The organism is Candidatus Melainabacteria bacterium, from assembly GCA_003963305.1.
GTDB lineage: Bacteria > Cyanobacteriota > Vampirovibrionia > Obscuribacterales > Obscuribacteraceae > PALSA-1081.
Genome location: RXJR01000015.1, coordinates 120,682 through 144,081, shown reverse-complemented (window position 1 = coordinate 144,081; position 23,400 = coordinate 120,682). Strand labels below are relative to the sequence as shown.

General features: G+C 50.4%; 20 protein-coding genes and 1 pseudogene. 10 read left to right on the top strand and 11 right to left on the bottom strand.

Features of this window, described 5'->3' with window-relative positions; translation table 11 throughout:
- The first annotated feature begins 54 nt into the window (after positions 1-54).
- Together EKK48_15715 and EKK48_15710 are read left to right on the top strand one after the other, a co-directional pair.
- Positions 55-1,044 carry a tetratricopeptide repeat protein gene (locus EKK48_15715; GenBank protein ID RTL40704.1) on the top strand — a complete coding sequence of 330 codons (990 nt, stop codon included), beginning with the start codon at positions 55-57 and terminating at the stop codon, positions 1,042-1,044.
- A gap of 1 nt (position 1,045) precedes the next feature.
- Positions 1,046-1,573 (top strand): tetratricopeptide repeat protein, encoded by a 528-nt coding sequence (locus EKK48_15710; protein ID RTL40703.1) that lies wholly within the window; start codon positions 1,046-1,048, stop codon positions 1,571-1,573.
- 48 nt (positions 1,574-1,621) lie between these two features.
- On the opposite strand, the gene EKK48_15705 is transcribed toward EKK48_15710, so the two are convergent.
- A complete protein-coding gene (locus EKK48_15705) occupies positions 1,622-3,691 on the bottom strand; it encodes a response regulator (protein ID RTL40702.1) in 2,070 nt (689 codons plus the stop codon).
- Positions 3,692-3,902: 211 nt separating this feature from the next.
- Between EKK48_15705 and EKK48_15700 the strand changes: the two genes are divergently transcribed.
- Positions 3,903-4,178, top strand: a complete 276-nt coding sequence (locus EKK48_15700; GenBank protein RTL40701.1) for a hypothetical protein — start codon at positions 3,903-3,905, stop codon at positions 4,176-4,178.
- 3 nt (positions 4,179-4,181) lie between these two features.
- Here the strand turns inward: EKK48_15700 and EKK48_15695 are convergent, their stop codons facing one another.
- Positions 4,182-4,925: a hypothetical protein gene (locus EKK48_15695; GenBank protein ID RTL40700.1), complete on the bottom strand. Its 744-nt coding sequence runs from the start codon at positions 4,923-4,925 to the stop codon at positions 4,182-4,184.
- 1,015 nt (positions 4,926-5,940) lie between these two features.
- On the opposite strand from EKK48_15695, the pseudogene EKK48_15690 reads away from it, so the two are divergent.
- Positions 5,941-6,027: pseudogene (locus EKK48_15690) on the top strand (BA14K family protein).
- A gap of 591 nt (positions 6,028-6,618) precedes the next feature.
- Here EKK48_15690 and EKK48_15685 read toward each other — a convergent pair.
- Positions 6,619-7,902: a homogentisate 1,2-dioxygenase gene (locus EKK48_15685; GenBank protein RTL40820.1), complete on the bottom strand. Its 1,284-nt coding sequence runs from the start codon at positions 7,900-7,902 to the stop codon at positions 6,619-6,621.
- A gap of 78 nt (positions 7,903-7,980) precedes the next feature.
- Positions 7,981-8,337, bottom strand: a complete 357-nt coding sequence (locus tag EKK48_15680) for a tetratricopeptide repeat protein (protein RTL40699.1) — start codon at positions 8,335-8,337, stop codon at positions 7,981-7,983.
- 121 nt (positions 8,338-8,458) lie between these two features.
- On the opposite strand from EKK48_15680, the gene EKK48_15675 reads away from it, so the two are divergent.
- The 3 genes from EKK48_15675 (at position 8,459) to EKK48_15665 (ending at position 12,930) form a co-directional block, all read left to right on the top strand.
- The gene (locus tag EKK48_15675; GenBank protein RTL40698.1) at positions 8,459-9,346 is read left to right on the top strand and encodes a hypothetical protein; all 888 of its coding nucleotides are present in this window, start codon (positions 8,459-8,461) and stop codon (positions 9,344-9,346) included.
- Positions 9,347-9,372: 26 nt separating this feature from the next.
- Entirely contained in the window at positions 9,373-11,487 is a 2,115-nt protein-coding gene (locus EKK48_15670; protein ID RTL40697.1) for a serine/threonine protein kinase, read from the top strand.
- Between the two features lie 96 nt (positions 11,488-11,583).
- Positions 11,584-12,930: a diguanylate cyclase gene (locus EKK48_15665; protein RTL40696.1), complete on the top strand. Its 1,347-nt coding sequence runs from the start codon at positions 11,584-11,586 to the stop codon at positions 12,928-12,930.
- Between the two features lie 7 nt (positions 12,931-12,937).
- Here the strand turns inward: EKK48_15665 and proC are convergent, their stop codons facing one another.
- Genes proC through proB form a run of 3 tightly spaced genes read right to left on the bottom strand, consistent with a single transcriptional unit; the run spans position 12,938 to position 16,331 of the window.
- Positions 12,938-13,768, bottom strand: coding sequence for a pyrroline-5-carboxylate reductase (gene proC / locus EKK48_15660; protein RTL40695.1), 831 nt, complete (start codon positions 13,766-13,768; stop codon positions 12,938-12,940).
- Positions 13,768-15,126, bottom strand: coding sequence for a glutamate-5-semialdehyde dehydrogenase (locus EKK48_15655; protein RTL40819.1), 1,359 nt, complete (start codon positions 15,124-15,126; stop codon positions 13,768-13,770). The genes proC and EKK48_15655 overlap by 1 nt, the downstream gene beginning before the upstream one ends.
- 35 nt (positions 15,127-15,161) lie before the next feature.
- Positions 15,162-16,331, bottom strand: coding sequence for a glutamate 5-kinase (proB, locus tag EKK48_15650; protein RTL40694.1), 1,170 nt, complete (start codon positions 16,329-16,331; stop codon positions 15,162-15,164).
- Positions 16,332-16,486: 155 nt separating this feature from the next.
- Here proB and EKK48_15645 point away from each other — a divergent pair, with 155 nt between their 5' ends.
- On the top strand, positions 16,487-16,762 hold the full coding sequence (locus EKK48_15645; GenBank protein ID RTL40693.1) for a hypothetical protein: 276 nt from the start codon (positions 16,487-16,489) through the stop codon (positions 16,760-16,762).
- Between the two features lie 154 nt (positions 16,763-16,916).
- Here EKK48_15645 and EKK48_15640 read toward each other — a convergent pair whose 3' ends face one another.
- Both EKK48_15640 and EKK48_15635 read right to left on the bottom strand, forming a co-directional pair.
- Entirely contained in the window at positions 16,917-17,102 is a 186-nt protein-coding gene (locus EKK48_15640) for a hypothetical protein (GenBank protein RTL40692.1), read from the bottom strand.
- A gap of 108 nt (positions 17,103-17,210) precedes the next feature.
- Positions 17,211-18,182 carry a quinone oxidoreductase gene (locus tag EKK48_15635; protein RTL40691.1) on the bottom strand — a complete coding sequence of 324 codons (972 nt, stop codon included), beginning with the start codon at positions 18,180-18,182 and terminating at the stop codon, positions 17,211-17,213.
- A 241-nt stretch (positions 18,183-18,423) separates the two neighbouring features.
- Between EKK48_15635 and EKK48_15630 the strand changes: the two genes are divergently transcribed.
- The gene (locus EKK48_15630) at positions 18,424-19,071 is read left to right on the top strand and encodes a hypothetical protein (protein RTL40690.1); all 648 of its coding nucleotides are present in this window, start codon (positions 18,424-18,426) and stop codon (positions 19,069-19,071) included.
- A 103-nt stretch (positions 19,072-19,174) separates the two neighbouring features.
- Here the strand turns inward: EKK48_15630 and EKK48_15625 are convergent, their stop codons facing one another.
- Both EKK48_15625 and EKK48_15620 read right to left on the bottom strand, forming a co-directional pair.
- Positions 19,175-20,176, bottom strand: coding sequence for a hypothetical protein (locus tag EKK48_15625; GenBank protein RTL40689.1), 1,002 nt, complete (start codon positions 20,174-20,176; stop codon positions 19,175-19,177).
- A 70-nt stretch (positions 20,177-20,246) separates the two neighbouring features.
- Entirely contained in the window at positions 20,247-22,028 is a 1,782-nt protein-coding gene (locus tag EKK48_15620) for a PAS domain S-box protein (protein RTL40688.1), read from the bottom strand.
- A 42-nt stretch (positions 22,029-22,070) separates the two neighbouring features.
- Here EKK48_15620 and EKK48_15615 point away from each other — a divergent pair, with 42 nt between their 5' ends.
- Positions 22,071-23,312: a tetratricopeptide repeat protein gene (locus tag EKK48_15615; GenBank protein ID RTL40687.1), complete on the top strand. Its 1,242-nt coding sequence runs from the start codon at positions 22,071-22,073 to the stop codon at positions 23,310-23,312.
- Positions 23,313-23,400: the final 88 nt, after the last annotated feature.

Genomic DNA, 23,400 nt, shown 5'->3' with positions numbered 1-23,400 from the left:
GTGCACTGGCTGGTTGTTCGTGCAGCAAGCGAATGTTGGCGAGAGGAGTTTTGAATGTTCAGAAAGGTCCCAGATTCTAATATTTCAAGGATGAATGGCATGAGACGCAACGGATTCCTCCTGGCTGGTTCGGCGATGTTGCTTGCAATGGTCTCTGCAGTGCCTCCTGGGGCTCTGGCAGAAGAGTCTGTAACACTGATTCGACATTCGAACAAAGCCGCTGACTACTACAATGCCGGCGACTATGGTCGGGCTCGCGACGAATATAGAACTGCAATCGGTCTCAGCCCCAAATCTGTTGAATTGTATGAAGGGCTTTACAACTCGGCCATCAAGGCTGGCGAGTGGGACCAGGTAGCCTTCGCGATTGAGAAGATTTTTGAGCTCGATCCTAAGAAACAGCCCACGCTGTCTTATGAGTATGGACAGGCTCTTTTCCACCTTAACAAATATGATGAGGCGGTGCCATGGTTGAAAAAGGCTCTGGCCAACGCCGATACTCCCACTGTGGCTTTCGTTCCTAAAATCAAGAACATAGACATCGTTCCTTCAACACCGTACGTGCCACCACCGCCACCAAAGGAAGAGCCCAAGGTGCCGGAGAAGCCTAAAGAGCCCGAGCGTCCACCCGAAACTTATTCACTCAGTTTCGAAAATGCGGTCAAGGCAGAATGTATCGTGATCGCTGAATTCGAAGGGCTTGAAAAAAACACAGAGAAAGACGCCAGCTGGAACCACCCACCGATGGCTCACTATCACATCACCAAGAACTTGAAAGGACCGCCTCTAAACAAAGCGCTGCCGCTCAAGTATGACTTCCACGATCTGGTCAACACCGCTAAACCAGCCGGGTGGAAGTTTAGCGAAAAAACATTGCCTGAAAAAGGAAGCAGCTGGATTTTGTTTATTGAGTTCGCTGTGCCTAAGCGCGGCATGTTCGAGACCTTCCAGGGCTCGTATGGACGCCAGCCGGCAACTGATGACAATTTGAATAATCTCTATCAGTTGCTCGACAAATTCAACATGCGCAATCCCAACAGCTAAAATGATTTGGAGGTCCGAGATGTTTTCTACGGTTTCACGCTCTGTGTTTTCTTTCGGCATAGCGGCTGTGGTCATGGCGGTTTCAGCAACAGCCAGTATCGCTGACACGCCTGCTCAGAAGCGAGAAAATATTCACAGATGCTTACTGCAAATCTATTTGTCGCAGCGCAAAAGTGAAGCAGGCGCTGAGTATCAAGCACTGCTGAACATGAAGCCTTCAGATGCGCAGTTACACTTTGACTACGGTAATTTCTTGCTGCGAGGCGGCAATGCAAATGGTGCGGCCGGGCAGTATCAACTGGCTGTTAAAAATGCGCCGCGCAACGCTGACTACCAGATTGGTCTGGGCAATGCATTGATGCGCAACAAGAACTATAAGGGTGCAGTGGCAGCTTACCGTCGCGCCGTAGAAATCGGCGGCGCAACCGGCTCGCAAAGCCCGCAATCCCTTTTGCAAATCGCACAACAATATGTGCAGCAGCAAGAGGCTTACGAGAACTATAAGAAGCAGCAAGCTGAAAATCAGTAGTTCGAAATAGGCTTAAATTCAGTTCTCTGAAAGTCAGTAGTTGCGAGATCAAGTCGTAGTCGGAACAGCCGCTGGATCCGGATCGTTTAAAACGATTCGACGTCTGCCGGCTCGTTTCGCTTCATAGAGTCTTCTGTCTGCTGTCTGAAGCAGGTCGTAGACTGATTCGCCGTCTTCCGGGAAAGTAGCCAGACCACCGCTGAAGCTGACGTGAAATTCTTTACCTTCATCACTGACGAAAGTCATGTCGCTGAATTCGTCTAAAACGCGCAGCACGGCTGCATGCATCGTCTCTTTTGCTTCTCTTCTAAAGGCGAGAATGAATTCTTCGCCGCCCCAGCGCCCGCGTAGATCGTCGACTCGGAATCTGCGGGAAAGCAGCTGTCCGAGCCCGGCCAGTACTTTGTCGCCGGCAAGATGACCGTACGTATCGTTCACTTTTTTGAAGTGATCGACGTCAAGCAAGCAAACTGAGAAACCAGAATTTGTTCGCTGGGCTTCCGCGATCATTCCGGTGAGGTGCTCTGAAAATGCCCGTCTCAGCAAGAGACCGGTGATTGTGTCTTTGTCTGAACGTTCTTTCAAAAGTTTGGAGCGGTCCAGTCTTACTTTGACTCGGGTAAGCAGTTCCTCGTTCACTACCGGTTTTGGCAGATAGTCGTCTCCGCCAGATCTGAAGGCTTCGACGCGAGCATCAACACCGGTTTGTCCAGTCAGGAAGATGATTGGCAGGTCTTGCCAGCGCGGTACCTGTCTGAGCATACGGCAGACTTCGAAGCCTGTGATGCCTGGCATCATTACGTCGAGAAGCAGCATGTCGGGTGGAAAATCTTGCATGACGTCGAGAATTTTTGTCGGGTCGAGCAAGGTGCGCACAATCATGCCTTCGTTGCGCAAGGTGAGGGCGACTGTGTTGGCGAAAAATTCGTCGTCATCAGTGATTAAGATGCGCGGCCGACCGCCCTGTCTGATGGCGACGAGATGCTGAACAGCGGTCTCGAGCGAATCTGATTGCAGTGGTTTGTCGAGATATAGAGAAGCACCGGCATGAGCGGCTTCAACGCGGTCTTTGCCGATTGCATCGCCTGAAATGAAAGCCAGAGGAAGGTTCTCGTAACCAGGCAGCTCTCGCAGTTGTCTCGCCAGTTTGAACGATTCTTCGGCTGAGTCTTGCACGACATTTACCAGTGCCGCGTCGAGAGGGAGCAGGCACGCCTTGTTTAGCGCTTCGGTGACGTTCAGTGCTTTAACGATTTCCACAAGCCTCTCGCGACCGAGATCTTCGATCAGATTGAGAAATTCCTGATCGCTGTCGACGACTAATATTCTCGCCATAGCTGGTTCGTGCTCGGCACTTGAACCTTCGTCTTTACCGGCTACCACCGAGGCAACTTCGCGTGCCTCCATTTCGCCTGCCGCCTGAGCTTCGATCAGCTTTCTGTCGATTTCGGCCCAGGAAATCTGTTGTTCTTCGTGAGATTTGCTTGGCATCGCCACGGCTGCTTGTTCGATGAAAGCCATTGCTTCCCCGACCATTCTGAAACCCAGCGAGCCTCCCGTGCCTTTGATTTTGTGAGCCTGTGCGCGCACTTCGCCAACCAGATCTTTATTATTCGGATCTGCTTTCGCTTTTTGAATTGCTGCAGACAGGTCATTCAATTTTGTCGGCAACAGGTGAGCATATTTTGTTACGAGCGCCAGAAACATCGTTTCGAAATCTTTCAGTTTGCCCGCTTGAGCAGAGGCACTCTCGGCGAACTGACCTTCTATCTGGGCGCCAAAGACAAATGGAATCACAGGCTTATGAACGATAAGCGAGATGCCAAGCTCGTTTTCAAGCTTGGATTTATTTATCTGCACATCTTTCTGCGATTGCCCGACAAAAACACAGCGTATGTCGTTGCCCTTGGCACGCACCTCGCTTATCCAATCTACGCCCGATTTGTCTGGCAGTGGTCCGCAAACGATAACCAGGTCGAGATTCTCTTTGTTTAGAGTTTCCCAGGCCTTTTCACCGCTGTCGGCTTGCAAGACTTTGTGCCCGCGCCCCTCTAGCACCGAGGCCATCAGTTTGCAAAACTGCTTGTCGTCGTCTAGAAGTAGGATGTTTTTGCCCATCAGAAGCCTGTGTGCCTCGTCCTTTCCAAACAGTATACCCAAGAACAAGCCTAGTTATGGTTCAGGCACGGGCTGACCGATATTTGCACTTGCTCCGTCAGATAATCGATCTGATTTGACCAGGCCGAGGCGCTGCCAGCAAATTGCCAAAATTACTGGCTAGAGTGAGAGTGTGCAGTAAATAGTCTGGGTTTTACAGTTGAGGAATTAGATGAAAGTTCAAAACATTTGCGCTTCTGTCGTTGAGGATCAACCAAATGAGATTCACGCAGAGCACGTTGAAATGATGGTCAACAATGACCTGGCTGTGATGACGATGGTGTGCGTCGGCTCCGACCGCCAATCTGAATCATGGATATGCAGCACCATGCATAGTGCCTATGAAGAATTGAAAGCGCGGCATCCGCGGCTCATTCCCGGGCAACGGCATACGATACTGAAAACCAAAACTGGTGCCCAATGGCGTGTAGAGGAGTTTGATGGCTGATAGTTACTTTTTCTTCTTGACGCGTTTCCAGCGCGCCGATGCATTGCCTTCGTATTTATGCACGTCGGCTTTTGTGATGCCTCTGATTTCCAGACCAAACTCATCGTTGCTTGCTTTTTCGACAGCCAGATAGTTGTGCAGTAAATAGCGAACTACTTGCTGAGTCTCTGCGCTAATTGTTATGTCTAGCTGGGCTCGCCTCAATTCTGCTTCGTCCACGAAACCATCTTTGTTTACGTCTAATTTGTCGAAATTTTTGAGGAATATTTTTTCGACGTCTTCGGGTCCGAGGATCTCTATAAGATGGCGTTGCAATTCTTCCGCTCTTTTGTACATCGCCTGAATGGATTTATCGTCATCCACGAGTGCATCCAGACCGACCCGGAAAGCTTCATCACAAGCTTCTTTCGCTTCCGGCAGGGCTTCATGCCGTGCGTAAAAGCCTGCTAATTGCAAGCGGGTCAGAAATGGCAGAGCGATCAGTTCGTGATAGGCTTGTGCGATCTGTTCCAGGCTGCCTATCCGGGGCGGCGCTGAGTCAAAGTTCTCGGCTGCTTGTTTGACTATGTGCTCCTGGGCAAGATTGCTTTGAAAGTGTTGTTTGTACTCTGCCAATGGCAGCGCGTCTGCAGCTTGTATGGCTGCTTTGAATTCGATTTCGGCGCGTCTAAGATCTGAAACCGATTCAAATTGCTGCGCCAACTGGCTGTGCTTGTACGGGTTGTCGACTTGCAAACTATCTGTCATGACCCGGCACTCTTCAAATTGGGCGTCAGTTGAACTTCAGGACTTTTTCGGATTTGGCCAGTTTAGTTCTTCCATTGCTTCATCGAATCCCACTCTGCTGCGGCTGCAGTAGTTCAAAGCGATAATGCATTGTTCGACTTTCATTTTGCCGACGTGTATCAGACGAATGCAAGTCACAGCCGCTTCGTATGTCTTCATTTCCAATTTTCCGGCTGATTTGAGAATCTGCACCATATCGCCGCCATGTTTCGAACGCACTGCTTGCGCCGATTTCAGGTCAGCTTCGTTGAGTAATCCGGCTTTTTGTAAGAGGTCGAAAGATGCCATCATCTCTCGCTGTTTTTCCGGGTCGACTGCTCCTGATCGTGGCGGCTGACCTGCAGATGATGGCGCACTGCCACCACCGCTGGTTTGAGGCGGCCTCGGTTTGTTCACTTTCCCTGACTTGAAATCAGTTGGGCTCAGGTAGTTATCGATGGCCCCACCCATTGAGTGCAGGCGTTTCAGTGCATCAAAAGCTTGTTCCTGGTCCATCTTTTCATCGCGTACAAGCTCTTGAATTTTCAGAGCTGCGTTTAATGTAGGTGTAGTGACTAAACCTGCTTCGACAAGCAACGTGCCAAGTAAGACGTTGGCTCGTTTGTCCATCATGTTGTAGTCGATCGGTCTCAAGTCGTCGCCTGCACTTTTCGAGGCGCCGCTCTGGGACGGTTGTGAGGTCGGTGCATAACCCGATTGCCAGATCGAGTCTTGCCGTGGGCTCGGCTGCGGAGCCGGGGCCTGTGCGGGAGCCTGCGCCGGGTAGCCTTGTTGGGGTGGATATTGCGGATATCCGGCTGGTGGATAGCCTGGCATTTGTTGAGGATAACCGGGCTGCGGATATCCTGGCGGGTAACCCTGCGGCGATGGATATCCTGGAGCTGCCTGAGGATATCCTTGAGGCGGTTGAGGATAGCCCTGTGGCGGTTGCGGATAGCCTCCCGGAGCCGGATATGGCTGAGGTGGCGGCTGAACAGGAGCTGCTACAGGTGCCGGAGGCGGTGGAGGAGGGGGCGGTGGCGGCGGTGGTGCCACCGCGGGTTTGGCCTCTATCGGTTCGGGCCTGGCTAAATCAAAATCGTCTTTTGGCTTCAGCTCGTCGGGTATCTTGAAGCTGCCCTGACCAGCTTGTGACTCAACCGACATCGATAGAACGTCGTACATCAGTTGCACGTCACTGGGCGGAAATGTCTGACTCCAGTGCATCTTCGATTCATTGGCGTTTTCTTCATAGAGTGTCCAGAGCGGAAATTCGGCGCTGGCATCCCACTGCACCATGAGAACAAACTGTTGTTTTGGAACGCTGGTCGTCCATGGCTGTTCGACAATAAGTCCGCGCCTGTGTACGGCGGCATCGAATTGTGCCTGAATGGCTTTCAGTCCCGGCATCGCTGCCGTTACAGGCAGTCTCTGGCGGTTGGTGACGACGGGATTATTATTCTCTTCTTTTTTAGGTTTATACATTCAGTTTGTCGGAAAAGTAGGGATTCTAGTCGGTCAAATTCTCGAGTTAAGACTCTCGCCTGTTTGTCTTTCTATCTGGTTCAAGTAGTCGGAACAATACCAGGTTTGGCGGCAGGTTGCCTGTGGCTGAGTGCTCACGATTGCCCCGCCTATCCGTCTATTCCCCGGGTAGGATATTAGCTAACGTCGATTACTCTGGAGAAAACTTGGCTTTCAGGCCAGCCCAACAATCCAGGTAATCTGGTTGCAAAATTTCCGATTTGACTGCAAATTCGGTGGGGTGAAAAATTAAGGAGCTCTCGAACATGAAAGCGAGAGTGTCACCTTGATATTTAGGGGTCAGCTCAACTGCACTTGCTTTCTCGAAAGTGTCGGTGTCAGGACCGTGAGCGGTCATGCAATTATGCAGGCTGCCTCCACCCGGTACGAAACCTTCTTCTTTGGCATCGTAGACGCCGAGAATCAAGCCCATGTATTCGCTCATCATGTTGCGATGGTAGTAGGGCGGTCTGAAGGTGTGTTCTGCAACCATCCAGCGTGGAGGGAAGATGACAAAGTCGACGTTGGCGAACCCAGGCACTTCAGACGGTGAAGTCAAGACTGTAAAAATCGACGGATCGGAATGGTCGAAAGTAACCGTGTTAACGGCCTGGAAGTGATTCAAATCGTATCTGTAAGGAGCGTAGTTGCCGTGCCATGCCACCACATCTAGTGGCGAATGGCGCAGCTCGGTGCCCCACAATTTGCCGTTGAACTTGGCTATTAGTTCGTGCGCTTTTTCGATCTGTTCATATTTCGCTACCGGTGATTGAAAGTCTCTCGGGTTGGCCAATCCGTTGGCACCGATTACGCCGAGAGGAGGCAAGCGCAAAGGTGGTCCGTAGTTTTCGCAGATGTAACCACGGGCGGTATCTTCATGAAGCTGCACTTGAAATTTGACGCCGCGTGGAATGACGGCAATTTCTCCCGGTTTTACGTCAAGGTCACCAAATTCGGTGCGCATACGCAGCGCGCCACGCTCCGGAACGAAAAGCAGCTCTCCATCAGCATCGTAAAAAAAACGGTCGGTCATGGAGCGGTTAATCGAGTAGATATGGGTTGCACAGCCGCGCCAGCTGGCAGCGTCACCGTTGCCTGCTATCGTGGCCACGCCGTCTACGAAGTCTGTCGGTTTGTCAGGCGTGGGCATTGGGTCCCAGCGCAGCTGCTCTGGTGTGGTGAAAGCGTCTGAAAATGGTTTGCCGCGCCATAATCCTTGCTTATAACTCTTGAACTTAGAGTGCAGCACGGAAGGACGGATGCGATATAACCAGCTGCGCAGATTCTCGGCTCGACTGGCTGTAAATGCCGCTCCGCTCAATTGTTCGGCATAAAGTCCACGAGCACAGCGCTGCGGAGAGTTCTGCCCGACTGGCAAAGTTCCTGGCTCTGCTTCACTTTCGAAGTGGTTGGCAAAACCGCTCAAGTATTTCAAGGCAGACTGGTCGAGTCTTGAAGAGCCATTATTTTTGTTGATATTTTCAGCTACTTTTTTCACGTGCTTACATCCGTTTTATGGTCTGACAAAAATTGCTTTTGCTTGTTTGTCCATTTTGTCGGCTTCAGCTGCTCGCCCGGCTGCACGCAGCATTTTAGAGTAGTTCTCAAGCACCGGGATCAATTCTTTATGCAAAGGCCCGAATGCTTTGTCCTTGACAGTAATTGCCTTCTTGTAAAGTTCCTCTGCTTCTGCGAAGCGGCCTTGAGCCCTTAAGCAGTTAGCCAGGTTTACGCAACTGACTGCAACTTTCGGGTCCCACGAACCCAGCTTCTCTGCTTCTTGTAAAGCCAATCGGAATGCTTGTTCAGCGTCGGCGGCGCGCCCCGCAGACATAGATTGTTGCCCTGACAAGTTGTATCGTTCCCACATATTGAGTTCCTCCAAAGGTTCCAATGATTGGTCTACCGAGGTACTCTAAGCATACAAGGGCGCTGTTTAGAAAACAGCTGCGTCGTGTTGGATAATAATCTTCAGAGTACGAAATTAACAAATGAATCACTTGAACGAAAATCAAAAACTTTGTCTCTGGCTGGGCATCCTGGTCATCGTTGCCATGGGGCTCTATCCGCCCTGGAAGTTCATCACTGAAACTCCCACTTCATTTGGTTTTCTCTATGCACCTCCACCGGGGCAGGTCAAGCTTGATTACATGCGCTTGTCGGTTGAATGGGTAATGGCTGCTGTCGTCACTTTCGGGCTTGTTATTTCTGCTCAGAAGGCACCTGCAGTCAGGTCGAATGATGCCACGCTTACCAAAAACGAGTCGAACCAGCAAGCCTCTCAATCGGCAGTAACGAATGCGGCGCAAAAGTCTTCTGCTCAACAGGATGCGAAGTCATCACCTAATGTGGCAACGAAATCAATCAAGTTTCCCGATACCTCGCTTGGCGAAGTGCTTGTCGAATCTCAGGATGATCCTGACTACTGGGAAGGTATTGGTGAAGCCCGCGGTGTGGTGAAGATTCCGAAGGGCAGCAATGTGCAGTTGGAAGTGCGCAAAGAAAAACCACTGCATCTTTCTTCCTTGAAAGAACTGGATCCGCACGCACTGCAATCAATTGACTGCAGCGAAAGTGCAGTAGAAGACGACGATCTGCAGTACTTGTTGCACTTCAGCAAGCTTTACGAAATCGATCTGTCGCACACGTCAATCAGCGACGAAGGTGTAGAGAAACTTTCCCAGATCCATTCGTTGAAAAAGATCTGGCTCGATAATACAAAAGTCACTGATGCGTCGCTTGAAACTTTGAAGAAATTGCAGGGATTGACGAAGGTCTCGCTGACCGGCACTGATGTTGCTGAGTCGACAATTCGCGAACTGAAAGATGCATTTCCAAAAAATTGCGAGATTATTATGGCGAGTGGCATTCCGGCGTAGCAAGTGCCTGGGCGGCGGTGGTGATAGTGACGTCCGAGTCGGAACATAACCAGAAACCTGCGCCAAAAGGCTCTGACCCTTTGATAGGGACGTTGTTCGCAGACCGTTATCAAATCATGGACAGGCTGGGACGCGGCGGTGCCAGCTGCCTTTATAAAGCCAAACATACTTTGATGGACCGCCTGGTGGCTCTGAAAGTTTTGACTGCTTCTGATGTTCCGACACTGAAGCGATTTCAGCTGGAAGCAAAGCTTGTAAGCAGCTTGAATCACCACAATATCGTCACCGTCTTTGATTTTGGAGTGTCATCTAAAGGGCAACCATATCTGGTGATGGATTTCTTGGAAGGCAGCAACCTCAGGGATGAGATCAAGAATGAGAAACGACTTGATCTGATTCGTTCTACCTGGATATTTTGCCAGGCCTGCGATGCCCTCAATTACGCCCATAAACGAGAGCTGATTCATCGCGATTTGAAGCCGAGTAATTTTATGCTCGTTGACGAAGAGCAGCAAGACGATGTTGTTAAATTGGTTGATTTCGGCATTGCTAAACATCTGGGTATTGCCTCAACCGAGGCGGGGCAGTTGACTAAACCCGGGCAGCTTCTCGGCGACCCTGCCTATATGAGTCCGGAGCAGTGCACGGGCAAACGGCTGGATGCTCGTTCTGATATTTATTCTCTCGGCTGTGTCATGTACGAGACCCTGACCGGCAAACCGCCGTTGCTGGGCAATGACATTTTAGAAACTATTCAAAAGCACATCAGTGAGCAGCCCCGTTCTTTTGCCAGTGTCGATCCCCAGCTTATTTCCATTCCCGAGCAAATCGAGAATATCGTCTTAAAATGCTTGCGCCCGGACCCCGACGAGCGTTATCAATCGATTCTAGAGCTCTGGACAGATCTCGAGCTGTTCAGAAACACTCTGCGCCCGGCTAAGAACGCTACTCAAACCTGCATTCCCGCTATGAAGGTGGGTGAGATATCGTCTGGACCTTTGCGCACCATTTCTGTAAACAAAGAATCAAAGGAAACGAGATTTCCACTACAAACGCTGATTGCCCTGGTATCGCTTGTAGTGGCAGGGCTTTCCATGGCGTACTTCTTCTATTCTCGCGAGCATACCAGTTCAGCACCAGCAAAGACCGCCGACTGGAAAGAGTTGAATGACAAAGGTGAGGAGGAGTTCGATCGTGCTCACTACCCGGCAGCTCGCAGATTTTTCAAAGAAGCCTGCACAGCCGCAGAAGAATTCGACAGCGAAGATCCTCGCTATGCCACGAGTTTGAATAATCTGGGCAATGTCTACTTTAAGGAAGATTTTTATCCTGAGGCAGAGCGGTCTTTGAAGAAGGCACTGGCTATTCGTCAAGAAATTTTCGGTAAAACTGGACTGCCTGTCGCCGACAGCATGAACGATCTGGCTATGGTCTATTTCGCGGAAGACAAAATTGCCCAGGCTGAGCCCTTGCTGAACAAAGCGATGGCGATTCGGAAAGCGAGTGCGGGCGTCGATTCACTTGAATATGCCGACAGTTTGAAAGCGATGGCTGCCCTGTACAACAAGACAGGGCGAATCGACCAGGCCCTGAAGTTGTTGCAGACGGCTCTGTCGATTCGGAAGGAGCAGTTAGGAAGCGGTAGTTCTGAAGTTGCTGATGCTGAAAATAGTCTCGCTATGGATTACCAGATCAAAGGCGATTTGAATCGTGCTCGCTCTTTGTACAAAGATGCACAGGCGATTCTTGTAAAGACACTTGGTGCTGACCACCCGATGGTTGCCGATAGTCTGGTTGGGCTGGGTAGTATTGCCTTCTTGCAGAATCAGTTCGATCAGTCTGAGCAGCTTTTCAATCAAGCCTTGAAGATCAGGCAGCAGTCTCTGGGATATCGAAATCTGCGCACAGGGGAAATACTTTCCTGTCTCGCCGTTCTTAAAGATGCTGAGGGAAAAACAGCTGAGTCCGCGCCTCTTTTCAAGCAGGCTCTTGAGATCAAAGAAGTGGCGCTTGGACCGGATAATCCTGAAGTGGCCAGAACTATGAAGATGTACGCTCAGGAATTGCGCAAACTCGGCAAAAACGAGGAAGCAGCCAAACTGGAGACACGCATCAAGGAAATCGAGTCGGGAAAATCTTGAAATGTTAGTCCTGGATTGATGTAAGGGCGCGTAAGAGTGGTACGTTAATATGGGTATATTGACTGAGCGCGGTTCTGCGGTGAGGGTTAAAAACGCATGCCTTTATACGATTCCTTGAGCACTTCACAAGTTTTTCGGTTGCCGAAAATGAATTCGGTGCCGACAACTGATGACTTGCGTTACGCAATCGCTGAAGGGCAAAAACGGATCGGCAAGACGATTGAGTTACCTTTTGAACATCCGAGCAACCATCAAATGTTTGTTGTGAAGCTCGTTTTGTCGGTCGGCAACAAAAATCCCCCAGCCTGGACCTTGTTGAGAGGCGATGGACCAAACGCAGCCAGGTTGTGGAATCGCAACTCTGAAGATGTGTTGATGGTGCAGAACAAAATTAAGATCGATACTCAATATGTTCCGCAAGATGGTGAAACCGAGACGGTAATACCGTCTCAGCCCATGTCTTTGCAGGTCAACATCGGCGGCGGCTCTGACATAGACAATCCACTTGCTCCGGGCGCCGTCGCTTCACCTGAGAGCGTAGCTGCGCCGGCTGCCAACACTTTCTTTGCTCAATCTCAACAACAGGCAATCAATGCCTTTCAGGCGCCACCGCAGATAGCACCAGCTTTTGGTGAGAACTGGGCCGATGGGCTGGTTCAACCTCCGGTTTTCAATCCGAATGCATCCAAAACCAATATGCCGGCGTTGCATCCAGGCACGGCTCAGCCCGTTGCCAGCTCACCGAAGCCGGCAGCTCCCCTGCCGAATGATCAGGTTCCGGTTGTCGATGAGGTCCCGGCCGCCTCTCAAGCAGCCCCGACCGCACCAGCCCACCAGCATCCACAGCAGCCACAGGCTAGCGCACCTGCTCCTGTCGTTGCTCCGGAGCCGACCGCTCCAAGGGTTCCACTGCCTCCGCCAATCAAGCTGGATGTGACTCTGATCGACAGGGTCGGCTCGGGCTTGATCGACCCGAACACCACTTTGCACTCTTTTGCGACATTCGTCTATTTCTTGTTCAGAGAGCAGGCGCTCTATAAACGCGCCAGGACGCCGTTTGCAGTCGTTGTGTTCGAGGTCGCTTTGCGAATTGGTTATGAGAACGTCGCTTTACCGGCTGTCGCTCTGCCGACTATTATCGAGCGTATCAATACAGTGGCAACCGAGTTCGATATCGTCACTCATCTGAGCGGCGGTGAATTCGCTGCAATAGTACCGGGTCTGGATAGTGCTGCAGTCTCGTCTTGGGCTCAGACCTTGCATACTGCCTTAACGAGTGAACCGTTGTCGTCAAGCAGTCGCAATGAGAGTGTGCTTGCCGCTATAGGGATGGCGACGATGCCGCAGACTTGCGACGATCCGGAAGTTTTGATTGCGGCGGCTCGTCAGGCTAAAGAGACAGCGAAGACGATGACGACGCCGATTTTGCTCTTCCCTTCTTAACTCGTAGCTATTTAGCCGAATTTTGATAGTTGACCAGTTCTCGAGCGCGCTCGGATGCTTTGACGACGGCTTTGATCAAGGTGACTCTCAGTTTTCCTTCTTCCAGTTCCATCAGCCCGTCGATTGTGCAGCCTGCTGGTGTTGTCACCATGTCTTTGAGGAGAGCTGGATGTGCTTTCGACTCCAGCACCATTCGTGATGCCCCGTACATGGTTTGGGCTGCAAGCAATGTCGACACTTCCCTGGAAAGACCCATCTTAACGCCTGCCTCAGCCAGCGATTCAATGACAACGTAAAGGTATGCCGGTCCGCTTGCTGACAGGGCTGTCACACCATCCATAAGATTCTCGTCTACGAAAACGGTTTTACCGACGCAGTCGAAAATTGCTTCGGATATTTCCTTGTGCTCCGGTTTCGCATGACGTCCAACGCAAAGCCCGGTCATACCTGCGTTCATGATACTGGGTGTGTTGGGCATGGCGCGAACAACCGGAATCGGCTTGGGCAAACGTTCTTCGACGAAGGATGTAGTGACCGAGGCGGCGACCGAAATCAGCAGTTGGTCAGAGGTCAGGTGCTCGCCTATTTCTCGCAAAACCTTATCCATATTCTGTGGTTTAACGGCAATCAGAATAATGTCTTTGCCTTTAGCCAGCGCCCTATTGTCCAGCGTCGTTTCGATGCCCAGTCGATCTTTTACCCGCTCGATCGAGGCTTCGTGATGCACACTGCCTGTGATATCACAAACGTCTAAATCGCTTTGTTTGAGCAGTCCTGAAATCAGAGCTTCGCCCAGTTTCCCGACGCCGACGACACCAAGTTTCTTACCCTTCAGCATTACTTCTTTTCCTGTTTCTGTTGTTCGTTCAAATCTGTGTGTGTAAATTGCTTAGCGTTACTGCCAACGTAGTCAGCGACAATGTGTCCATCGCCAACCAGTTTGTACTTGTAAGTAACCAGACCTTCTATGCCAACCGGACCGCGTGGGTGCTGTTTAGCAGTGCTTATTCCCACCTCTGCTCCAAATCCGTATCTATAGCCGTCTGCGAAACGTGTGGAGGCGTTGTAGTAAACTCCAGCAGAATTGACCTGGGCGAAGAACTTGTCGAATCTTTTTTGATCTGACCCGATCATCGTTTCGGTGTGACCCGAGCCGTATCGATTGATGTGTTCGATAGCTTCGTCTATGTCTTTTACAACTTTGACGGCGAGGATAAGCTCACCGTATTCGGTGCCCCAGTCTTCTTTTCTGGCCGGGGATGTGAGTGTTTCAGCTCCTGCCAGTTTCAGTGAAAGCGGGTCGCAGCGCATACTGACTTTCTGCTCAGTCAGAGCCCTGGCCAGGACCGGCATCACTTGTGGTGCTATGTTCTGGTGAATCAAAATTGTCTCAACCGCATTGCATGCTGAAGGGTATTGTACTTTCGCATCGCGTATTATCGAGACCGCCTTTTCGGTGTCGGCCGAGTCGTCAACGTAGATATGGCATACTCCTTCCGCGTGCCCGAGAACCGGAATGCGAGTATTGTCCTGAATAAAACGAACCAGCGCGTTGGAACCTCTGGGGATGACCAGGTCGACGAAACGATCAGCTTTGAGCAACTCATTCACATCAGATCTCGTTTCTAAAAGAACCAGGCTGTCACCCGGCAAGCCGGCAGTGACAGCGGCTTTCTTCAGGCATGCGAAGAGAGCTCGGTTGGAGTGCTCCGCCTCGGCACCACCTTTTAAAATGATCGCGTTGCCGCTCTTGAGGCAGAGTGAGGCAATTTGCGGCAGCGCGTCTGGGCGAGCTTCAAAGATAACTGCAATCAGACCGATCGGGCACGTCACACGTTGCAGTTCCAGATTTGTATCAAGTTCGCGATCGAGATCTATTTTTCCCAGGGGATCAGCCATTTTCGAGAGCTGCTGAATGCCCTTGAGCACTGAAGAAAGCTTGTTTTCGTCGAGCTTCAAACGATCAACGAGTGTTTGAGAAATCTTGCCTTCGGCAAGAAGAATCTCTGCCGCTTTCAGATCTGCTTTGTTGGCTTCCAGAATGTCCTTTACATTTGCGCCGATGGACTCGGCAATAGAATTGAGAGCCAGATTGCGTTGACTGGCTGTGATTCCAGCCAATGTGTTTGCGGCAGTTTTTGCTCGCTGCGCCAGTTCGAGGACCGAAGCCTGTTTGCAGGATGTTGATCCCATCATCTGATTTTCGACAGAGCCGGTCATAGCGCCACCTGTTAGGCTTCCAGAAAAGCGATATTATCACGGGTTATCAACGCATCATAGTTTCTGCTTTCGATAACTTCATCAATGTGATCCGAGTGCATGCCGGAGATTTTCTTTGCTTCAGCGCTTGAGTAGTTGACAATGCCGCGAGCAAATTCGCAACCAGACTCGTCCAGAACGCTGACAACATCTCCTCTGTCGAAGGCGCCTCTTACTTCAGTCACTCCGGCTGGAAGCAAGCTAGCTTTTTTCTTCAGCAAAGCTTCTTGCGCACCTTTGTTGATCACGAGTGCTGCTTTGACTGTCGTTGCAAATGCAATCCACTTCTCTTTACCGCTCCTCATGGCGTGAGGGAGGAAGATAGTGCCAAGCTCTTCGCCGGCAAATATCTTTTCAATAACGTTTGGAATTTTGCCGCCGGCGATGATGGTGGCGCATCCCGATTGAGTAGCAACCCGTGCTGCGGCTAGCTTTGTTTTCATTCCACCGCGGCCCACTTTGGATTTTTCACCTGATGCCAGCGCTTCGATTTCGGGCGTTATATTCTCTACGACTGAAATCAGATCAGCGCCCTGGTCAGAGCGCGGATCGGCTGTGTATAAGCCCTCTACATCAGTCAAAATGACCAGCAAATCGGCGTCGATTTTGCTTGCCACCAGCGCTGAGAGTTTATCGTTGTCTCCGAAGTTGACTTTGAAGTCGGCCGAGTTTCGCAGCGGTTCTATTTCTGCTGTCGACACCGTGTCGTTTTCATTGAAAACTGGAATCGCGCCCATGGAGACCAGCTCCGCTATCGTGCTTCTCAAGTTCAGATAACGCTGGCGATTGGAAAAGTCTTCTTCTGTGAGCAAAATTTGAGCGGCTGTGATGCCCAGACGATCGAAGGCGTCGCTGTAGAGAGCCATCAGTCGGCCCTGTCCGACTGCCGCACAGGCCTGTTTTTGCGGTAGCAGTTTGGGTTTGCTGCTGAAGCCGAGTTTTTGCGCTCCCAGTCCTACTGCCCCTGAAGTGACCAGTAAAACTTCGCGGCCGCTCTTTTTTAGTGCCGCCAGTCCTTCAACAAATGCATAAAAACGGCTTAACGCAATACCGCCCTCGTCCCGCATCAGAACCGCTGTTCCGAGCTTGACAACCACCCTGCGAGAACGCTGGATTAATTCATTTCGGGTCAGTTGCGGCATTCGATATCTTTTAGAGGCTACTAAGCATCTGTATTTTACTAGCTTTTGCTATCACTTCTGCTGATTCGTATATGTGTTGCCAAGAAAAAATTAGCTTGAGTTTGGCGCCGAGTAGACTTAGTATTAAGCTGGTCTTAGGTGTTGAGGTTGTAAACGTGAATGTTATTCGACTAACGTCATCATCAGAGCTCGGCTCTCTTGAAGACTTGAATCCAGTCAAGCGAATGACTGTTTCTGATATTCGCAGTTTGCGCAGAAAAGCACATGCACAAACTAAGATGCAGTTCTCGATTGCTCGTGCGATCGCGAATGCCATCGCTTATTTAAAGAACACCGTTAACGAGATGATTGCACAGCGAAAAATGGACGTCATATGCCGTTCCGATGCCCGCTGTTTAAAGAGCAGAAATCGCAAATACACCGCAGTGTAGAACCCTTTTTGGTGCCTCAAAGCACCGACGGTTTTGTCATCTAGCGACGCTAACACACAAAGGAGCGCCTCACGGGGCGCTCCTTCTGTTTGTATTCGATATACTGTGCGCAGACCTTGCGTTGGTTTTCGTCAGTCCTTTCCTTTCCAGTTATCTACCTTTCAGAATGTTCTGAATGCGTGTATTCCAGTTCGGCTAGATGAGTATCCAGAGTTGCCATGTAGGCATCGTCGGCTAGCTCGAAAAGGTCTTCGAAGTCTTCTATATCGAGATTGCTCCATGCTTTGTCGTTGGTTTCGACGATTGTCAGATGTCTTACCTTTTTCTTGAGAGCTTTCATATCCACTTCCATTCTAGTTATTTTCGGAACCCTGTAGTTCCTAATACTGGTCGACGAAAATAATTAGGGGAGGTTTCCGAAATCAATCATTTCTTCATGCCACCATATTTAGTTATCAGACCGAAGAATGATTTTGCCGATTGACTTTCGATTCTCGAGCAGAGTGTGTGCGTCTTGCGCCTGTGCAAGCGGCAATACGTTGTCGATGCGTAATTTCAGCCAACCTTCTTGAATACCTTTGAGCACGTCATTAGCACGATAGAGAAGTTCTTCTCTGTCGAGCAGATAGTTGAACAGTGAGCCACCAGCTACGGTGAGCGATTTGGCTTGCAAGCTGTTGGGTGCGATTGGTTCAGCTGGTCCGCTGGCTGAGCCGAAAATAACTACTGTGCCACGTCTGGCCGCAGCCTCTAGATTTTTGGCAAAGGTGCTTTTGCCGACACCGTCGATAATCAGTTCAACACCTTTCTCATTTGTCAGTCGTTTAGTCGCCTCGGCGAAGTTTTCTTTGTTGTAGAAAATGATTTCGTCGGCGCCAGCTTCTTTTGCTGCCTGTGCCTTTTCTTCACTGGAGACGGTTCCGAAAACTCGAGCGCCCAGATGTTTGGCCCACTGCACCAGTAAAAGACCCATGCCGCCGGCAGCGGCGTGAATGAGAACGTCATTGCCCGGCTTGATGCGGCGATATTCATTGATCAGATAGTGGGCGGTCATTCCTTGCAAGGGGAAAGCTGCTCCTTGCTCGAAAGAGAAACTTTCCGGCAAAGGAATCAGGCTGTCGGCCTTGACCAGGCTTGCTTCGGCGTAGGCTCCCGGCTGTGATGTGTAGGCTACCCGGTCGCCCGGCTTGACTGCGGTAACGTCGGCTGCCACTTCTTCGACTATGCCCGCGCCTTCCAGACCTGGAGTGTAGGGCAGCTTGACTGGATAATCGCCGCGACGTTGATAAATGTCGATGAAATTCAGACCCGCGGCTATAACCTTAACTCTTGCCTGCCCAGGACCGGGTTTCTGCAGCGATAGCTCGGTCAATTCCATAACGTCTGGACCGCCGTTTCTTTCAATAACAATGCCTTTCATCGATTTCTCTTCCTTTTGTCGATACGACTACTTGTCCAAACCTTAATATGTGTTTGCGTCAGCCCCAATTGAGTGCCAAACTTAGCATGCTCGGGGCATGGTAACCTAACGGGAACTGGCATATTTGGGCGTTTCAGCCTTCAACAAGCGTTACTGAGAGGTTCGGTTATCTCATAAAACGCCTGGGTATGTTTTAACTGTTGGTAGGCAGGATTCCGAGACCTGTGTTGGAGATGTAAGGATGCGATTTAAAACAATACTGACCATAGCTGTCTGTACTATGGGGCTCAGCGCCATGCCGGCGTACAGCCAGGGCAGCAATCAGGCGATTTTTCAAGATGAAAGACAGATGGAGTTGGACAACCAGGCCAAACTCAATGGTTTGACGAATCAGGAGCAGCAGTATGCTGCAGCTGCGGCGGCAAACGACGCTAAGAACGAGCCATATCGCTTGTATGCGGAGAAAAGGATTGCCGAGCTGATTAAGCTGAAAGCGGCGGGGGGGTCTCCTTCTCGCAGCTATGCCAATCGCACTGGCGATTTGCATGCTCTCGAAAATTGGCTGCAAGCAGACGATAAAACTCGTGCGACTGAACAGGCGCGAATCAAGCAGCTCAATCAAGCCATTGCTAATTTGCGCGAGTCTGAAAATGCAAACGTCAGTAATATGAACAGTGCAATTCAAGGCATGCGCGAAAGCCAGATTGCAGCCCAGAGTGATGACGACTTCAATAAAATGATGCGCATCAATCAATTCAATGAACTGCAAAGTGAAATGGGGGCTGCATCGTGGGGTAGACCACCGACTGACGGTACATACAACAGTGTGGGCGGTTACGGCATGGGTGGCGGCTACGGCTACTCATTCGGTGGCGGCAGACGCTGGTAACAACCGGTTTGAAAATCTGAAAGCCATCGCCCTGCGGCGATGGCTTTTGACGTGGATGTTTTTCCTGGTCGTCTATGTTGCTACGGCATTGCCTGCGGTGGCTTCACTTGGGGCTTTCTGTGGCTTTGAGCGGGTCCAGTTTTGGCGCCTTGAAAGCCGCTGTAAAGCGCTGTTTCGGCAGTTCCAAAATCTCGGTTATGGTGGCTTGAATCTTATCGCAGATGTAGTCGAGCGGAAGATCGTCGCCATCTTCACCGAACGGATCTTCGATGTCTTCTGCGATTAGCTCCAGTCCGATCAAGAAGTAGGAACCAATAAGTAGAATAGGCATGCTGAAAATATATGGCACGTCTGGTGGAACAAACCATGGCAGAGCCAGGAGTTGCAGAGCTATACCCTGCCGCAGGAAGGCTCGATAAGATACTGCTAGTGGTGCGCTTCTAATGCGTTCGCAACTGCCCGTGATATCCATCAATGTTTTGATGTGGGCATCAAGCTGCAGGCGTGTGAAACCGTCTATGATCCCTTCGTTCTGCCACTTCATCATCATTTTGTAGAGCTCGCCGGCCATTGCTACAGGAATGTTCGCTGTCGGGTCGAGATCCACACCATGCACATTTTTTGTCGGACGGCTGTCGCGAAGATGGTGCTTCAAGCCGTAGGCGAACGAAATCAAAAGCTCGCCAAATCGATTTCGATCGGCTTTGCTTGCCCCGACCAATATCTTCACCTTAAGACACATATTGCGTGATTCATTGACGAGTTGTCCCCAAAGTTTCCGACCTTCCCACCATCGTTCATAGGCGGAATTGGTACGGAAAACGAGGAGTAGACCAAGGATCACGCTTGTGTAAGCGGCAGCTCCTATCTCCTTAAAGACCTGTGCGGCTCGCAACTCGTGGTCGGTTATCCAGTCAACGCCGGCACCGTACATTGCCATGACTGCAAGGTATAACCAGACTCGTTTGAAGACTGGAATGCGATGGATTCTGGTGAATGGAAACAGCCAGATTCGAAATGCTGAGGGGATCGGGTGCTTTCCTGTGTCCAGGGCTGTTTTGGCTACTGGTGCTTCGTTGGTCACTGTGTCTTCTCCCAAATACATCAAGCATTGTCCGATATATGACCTCAAATGCCAACCTTTTCAAGTTGCAGGCGGTCTCGGACGTTGAGGGCTACTTTTTGTTAGGCAAGCTGATCCAGAACGTGCTGCCTTGCCCGATCTGGCTTGATGCTCCAATGCTGCCGTGGTGGGCGTCCACTATCGCTTTGCAGATTGCCAGACCCAGACCCGAGCCACCTTTTGTTGTCTCATCAGCACGTTCAACTTGCTTGAACCTTTCAAAAACAGTTTCCAGCTGATCAGCTGGAATGCCTTTGCCCTGGTCGATTACCTCGATTTTGGTCGAATCTTCCAGCGGCGAAATTTGCATTTTAATTGTGGAGTTTTCGGGCGAAAACTTGATTGCATTCGATAAAAAATTAATCAGTACACGCACGATTCTGTCACCGTCACAGTAAATGTTTGTGTTCGAGTCAGTGATTTGCACATCGATTTTTTTCTGTTCTGCCGAGGTTTGTATGGCCTCACGCGCGTGAGAAGCCAGTGTAGAAAATGGGACGTCCGAGAGTTGCAGTTCGAACATTCCTGATTCCAGTTTCTCCATGTCCAGCAGATCGTTGATCATGGAGATCAACCGATTCAGGGAAGCGCTGGAACGGCGAATTTTGTCTTCGCCCTTTTCGTTGAGTTCACCAAGAACGCCTGCTTCCAGCAAATCGAACATGGCTTGAATTGATGTCAGGGGGGAGCGCAGATCGTGACTGACCATTGCCACTACTTCCTGCTTCATGCGTTCCAATTTCTTTCGTTCGGAAATATCATGGGCAACGCAGAAAAGTGATCTGTCAGATTTTGACCATTGAGCTGACCAGGACATGTCGCATGTAGTTTGATCTTTGCGTCGCATGCGCAGCTCGAAAGGAGCTGTTGATTTGCCCGAGATCGCGTCTTCCAGTGCGGTTCTTGCTTGCTCTACTTGGGCAGGCTCGACGAGAGAAATTATTGTTCTTCCCATCAATTCATCATCATCGTAGCCCCAGACTTCTTTCACCGCTTGATTCATCTTGGTGAATTTGCCGCGCTCATCGAGAGAGCAGATCACGTCGCGGGCATTTTGAGTCAGTGCTTGCTCCTTAACACGGGCCTCTATCAGCGATTCTGCCATTCTGTGGAAGCCACCATCTATGATGGCAATTTCATCTTTGCCTTGAAGTGGTGGCTGCAAGGGTTTTTCCATAGCCAATTTGTAGGTGTTATCGAGAAGCACATTCAAGCGCCGTGAAGTGCCGTGGTTGAAATAGCGTGCCAGTACTAAGGCGAGAATGGAACTCAGTAGCGCACTTATCAGAATCAGCCATTCCATTGCATCCCGGCTTTTCTGCTCTCGTTTGCGCTGCAACTCGTTGTTAGCGAGACATCTTTTAATGACAATGTTTCCGGCTCGGTCCATGCGGCGCAGCAGTTTGTCCGCTTTGATCATGCTGCGCATGCGATCGATCCGATCACCTGAATTGACCAGGTCATCAGTCTCATCGAGTGCTGCCACTACTGCATCAGTGGCCTGAGCGAATACCTTAAGATCTTCACTTTGATCGAACTTGATTTTATCTTCCAGTTCGGCGCGATAATGTTTCAGATCGTCGAGAGCTCTCTGGTACTGCTGTTTGTACCTGTCTTCGCGATGCACCTGAAACATGGCCATCGCTCCTGCTGCTTGCAGCAAACACGTCAGCTCTAAATTTACGGTCGTCAAAACGTCGCGGTCAAGGCGCTCTGCGGCTAGTTCTCTGCCAAATCCACGCAGCTGAAAGAAAAGTGTCGCCACAAATGCCAGTTCGAAGATAAGCGGCACCGCCACCAGCATCAGTCCTTTTTGAGACAACGTAAGATTCAACTTCGAGTTTCCGAATGACGAGCGGGCGTCTTATCCCCTGCTATGTTAACGTATGACCAGGGGGACGGGCACAGAATGACGAAAAATTGGCTGTTTATTACTCTTTTCACTCAAGCACTGGCGCTGCTTGGATTAGCTGCAGATGCGTCCAATGTCAACCTCGATGAGGCCAACAAAGCCTACGATCAGGCACTTTACGGCACCACCCTCAAGCTGGTTCAGAAAATCTCCGATAAGAACTACGAAGCCTCTTTGCTTGAGGCTAAAACTCGCGAGGTTACCGATTGCTATTCTTCAGTGCTGTTTAATCGGACCGCAGCTCTAGCTCCCGACAAGTCCACGGCGGCAATGTGGCGTGGCTATGCTCTTTTTGTATCGAGGAAGTATATTCCAGCACAAACCGAGCTGGAGACGGCAATTCGTTTGAATCCCAAAAACGCGCTCGCTCATGCATTTCTTGGCTGTTGTTACTGTTACATGGATGAACTCGACAAGGGGATGGCCGAAATCGAGACGGCAAAAAAGATCGATCCGACTCCTGATGCTTATGATCTGTGGACTGCAGTTGGTTATGTTGGTGCGGGTGAGTCTAAAAAAGCGGAAGTTTTTTACAACAAAGTGGTGGCAAAAAATCCGAATTCGGCTCGAGTTTTTATTATGCGTGCCGATTTTTTAGATGAAGCCGGCAAATTTCCTGCTTCGAAAGCTGATTACGATCATGCGATCAAGCTCAGTCCCAGAAGCCAGTATGCACATTTTCGCCGGGCTCGTCTTCTCTCTGAAAAGAAGTTGTACGCTCAAGCCATTCCAGACGCAATCAAAGGCGCCGAACTGGAGAAGATTGCTGATTTTGGGAAAAAATCAATGCGACTGTTGGCGCTCGCTTATGAAAAGACAGGGCAAACTCAAAAGGCTATCGAAGTCTGGAAGCCATACCTGGCTGATTGCGAGCATGCTCGTCGTCTTTCCGGTTCTGATCATCTGGCTCTTTTTTCTTTGATTGAAGATTGCGAGAAGGTGCATGATTACAAATCTGCCAAAACTTATGTCGACTGGGTTTGTCGCATTGATTCAAGAAGTACGGAGGCAGTAGCGAAGCGCGCCAGAATCGCTTTTGAACTGAATGACTACAATTCGGCCCTGCGCGACTATACAATGCTGATTTCATCTGATCCTACCAACGCTCAGTGGTTTGTCGAACGCGCTAAGGTCTATGAGAAACTCGGAAAGCCTGACCTTGCCAAAACCGATTTGGGCAGGTCAAAGGCGCTAGCAGAAGAGTGATCTGTATCTCGCTGATCCGGTCTACAAAACCTGCACACGGGCATATCATAATAAAGACCGTGAGTTGAGGAATCGGTGCTAAAACTTT

Bases quoted from the DNA above. Each gene is read 5' to 3' on its own strand.
- EKK48_15715 (RTL40704.1), top strand. From the start codon at position 55: ATGTTCAGAAAGGTCCCAGATTCTAATATTTCAAGGATGAATGGCATG.
- EKK48_15710 (RTL40703.1), top strand. From the start codon at position 1,046: ATGATTTGGAGGTCCGAGATGTTTTCTACGGTTTCACGCTCTGTGTTT.
- EKK48_15705 (RTL40702.1), bottom strand. From the start codon at position 3,691: ATGGGCAAAAACATCCTACTTCTAGACGACGACAAGCAGTTTTGCAAA.
- EKK48_15700 (RTL40701.1), top strand. From the start codon at position 3,903: ATGAAAGTTCAAAACATTTGCGCTTCTGTCGTTGAGGATCAACCAAAT.
- EKK48_15695 (RTL40700.1), bottom strand. From the start codon at position 4,925: ATGACAGATAGTTTGCAAGTCGACAACCCGTACAAGCACAGCCAGTTG.
- EKK48_15680 (RTL40699.1), bottom strand. From the start codon at position 8,337: ATGTGGGAACGATACAACTTGTCAGGGCAACAATCTATGTCTGCGGGG.
- EKK48_15675 (RTL40698.1), top strand. From the start codon at position 8,459: ATGAATCACTTGAACGAAAATCAAAAACTTTGTCTCTGGCTGGGCATC.
- EKK48_15665 (RTL40696.1), top strand. From the start codon at position 11,584: ATGCCTTTATACGATTCCTTGAGCACTTCACAAGTTTTTCGGTTGCCG.
- proC (RTL40695.1), bottom strand. From the start codon at position 13,768: ATGCTGAAGGGTAAGAAACTTGGTGTCGTCGGCGTCGGGAAACTGGGC.
- EKK48_15655 (RTL40819.1), bottom strand. From the start codon at position 15,126: ATGATGGGATCAACATCCTGCAAACAGGCTTCGGTCCTCGAACTGGCG.
- proB (RTL40694.1), bottom strand. From the start codon at position 16,331: ATGCCGCAACTGACCCGAAATGAATTAATCCAGCGTTCTCGCAGGGTG.
- EKK48_15640 (RTL40692.1), bottom strand. From the start codon at position 17,102: ATGAAAGCTCTCAAGAAAAAGGTAAGACATCTGACAATCGTCGAAACC.
- EKK48_15635 (RTL40691.1), bottom strand. From the start codon at position 18,182: ATGAAAGGCATTGTTATTGAAAGAAACGGCGGTCCAGACGTTATGGAA.
- EKK48_15630 (RTL40690.1), top strand. From the start codon at position 18,424: ATGCGATTTAAAACAATACTGACCATAGCTGTCTGTACTATGGGGCTC.
- EKK48_15625 (RTL40689.1), bottom strand. From the start codon at position 20,176: ATGTATTTGGGAGAAGACACAGTGACCAACGAAGCACCAGTAGCCAAA.
- EKK48_15615 (RTL40687.1), top strand. From the start codon at position 22,071: ATGTTAACGTATGACCAGGGGGACGGGCACAGAATGACGAAAAATTGG.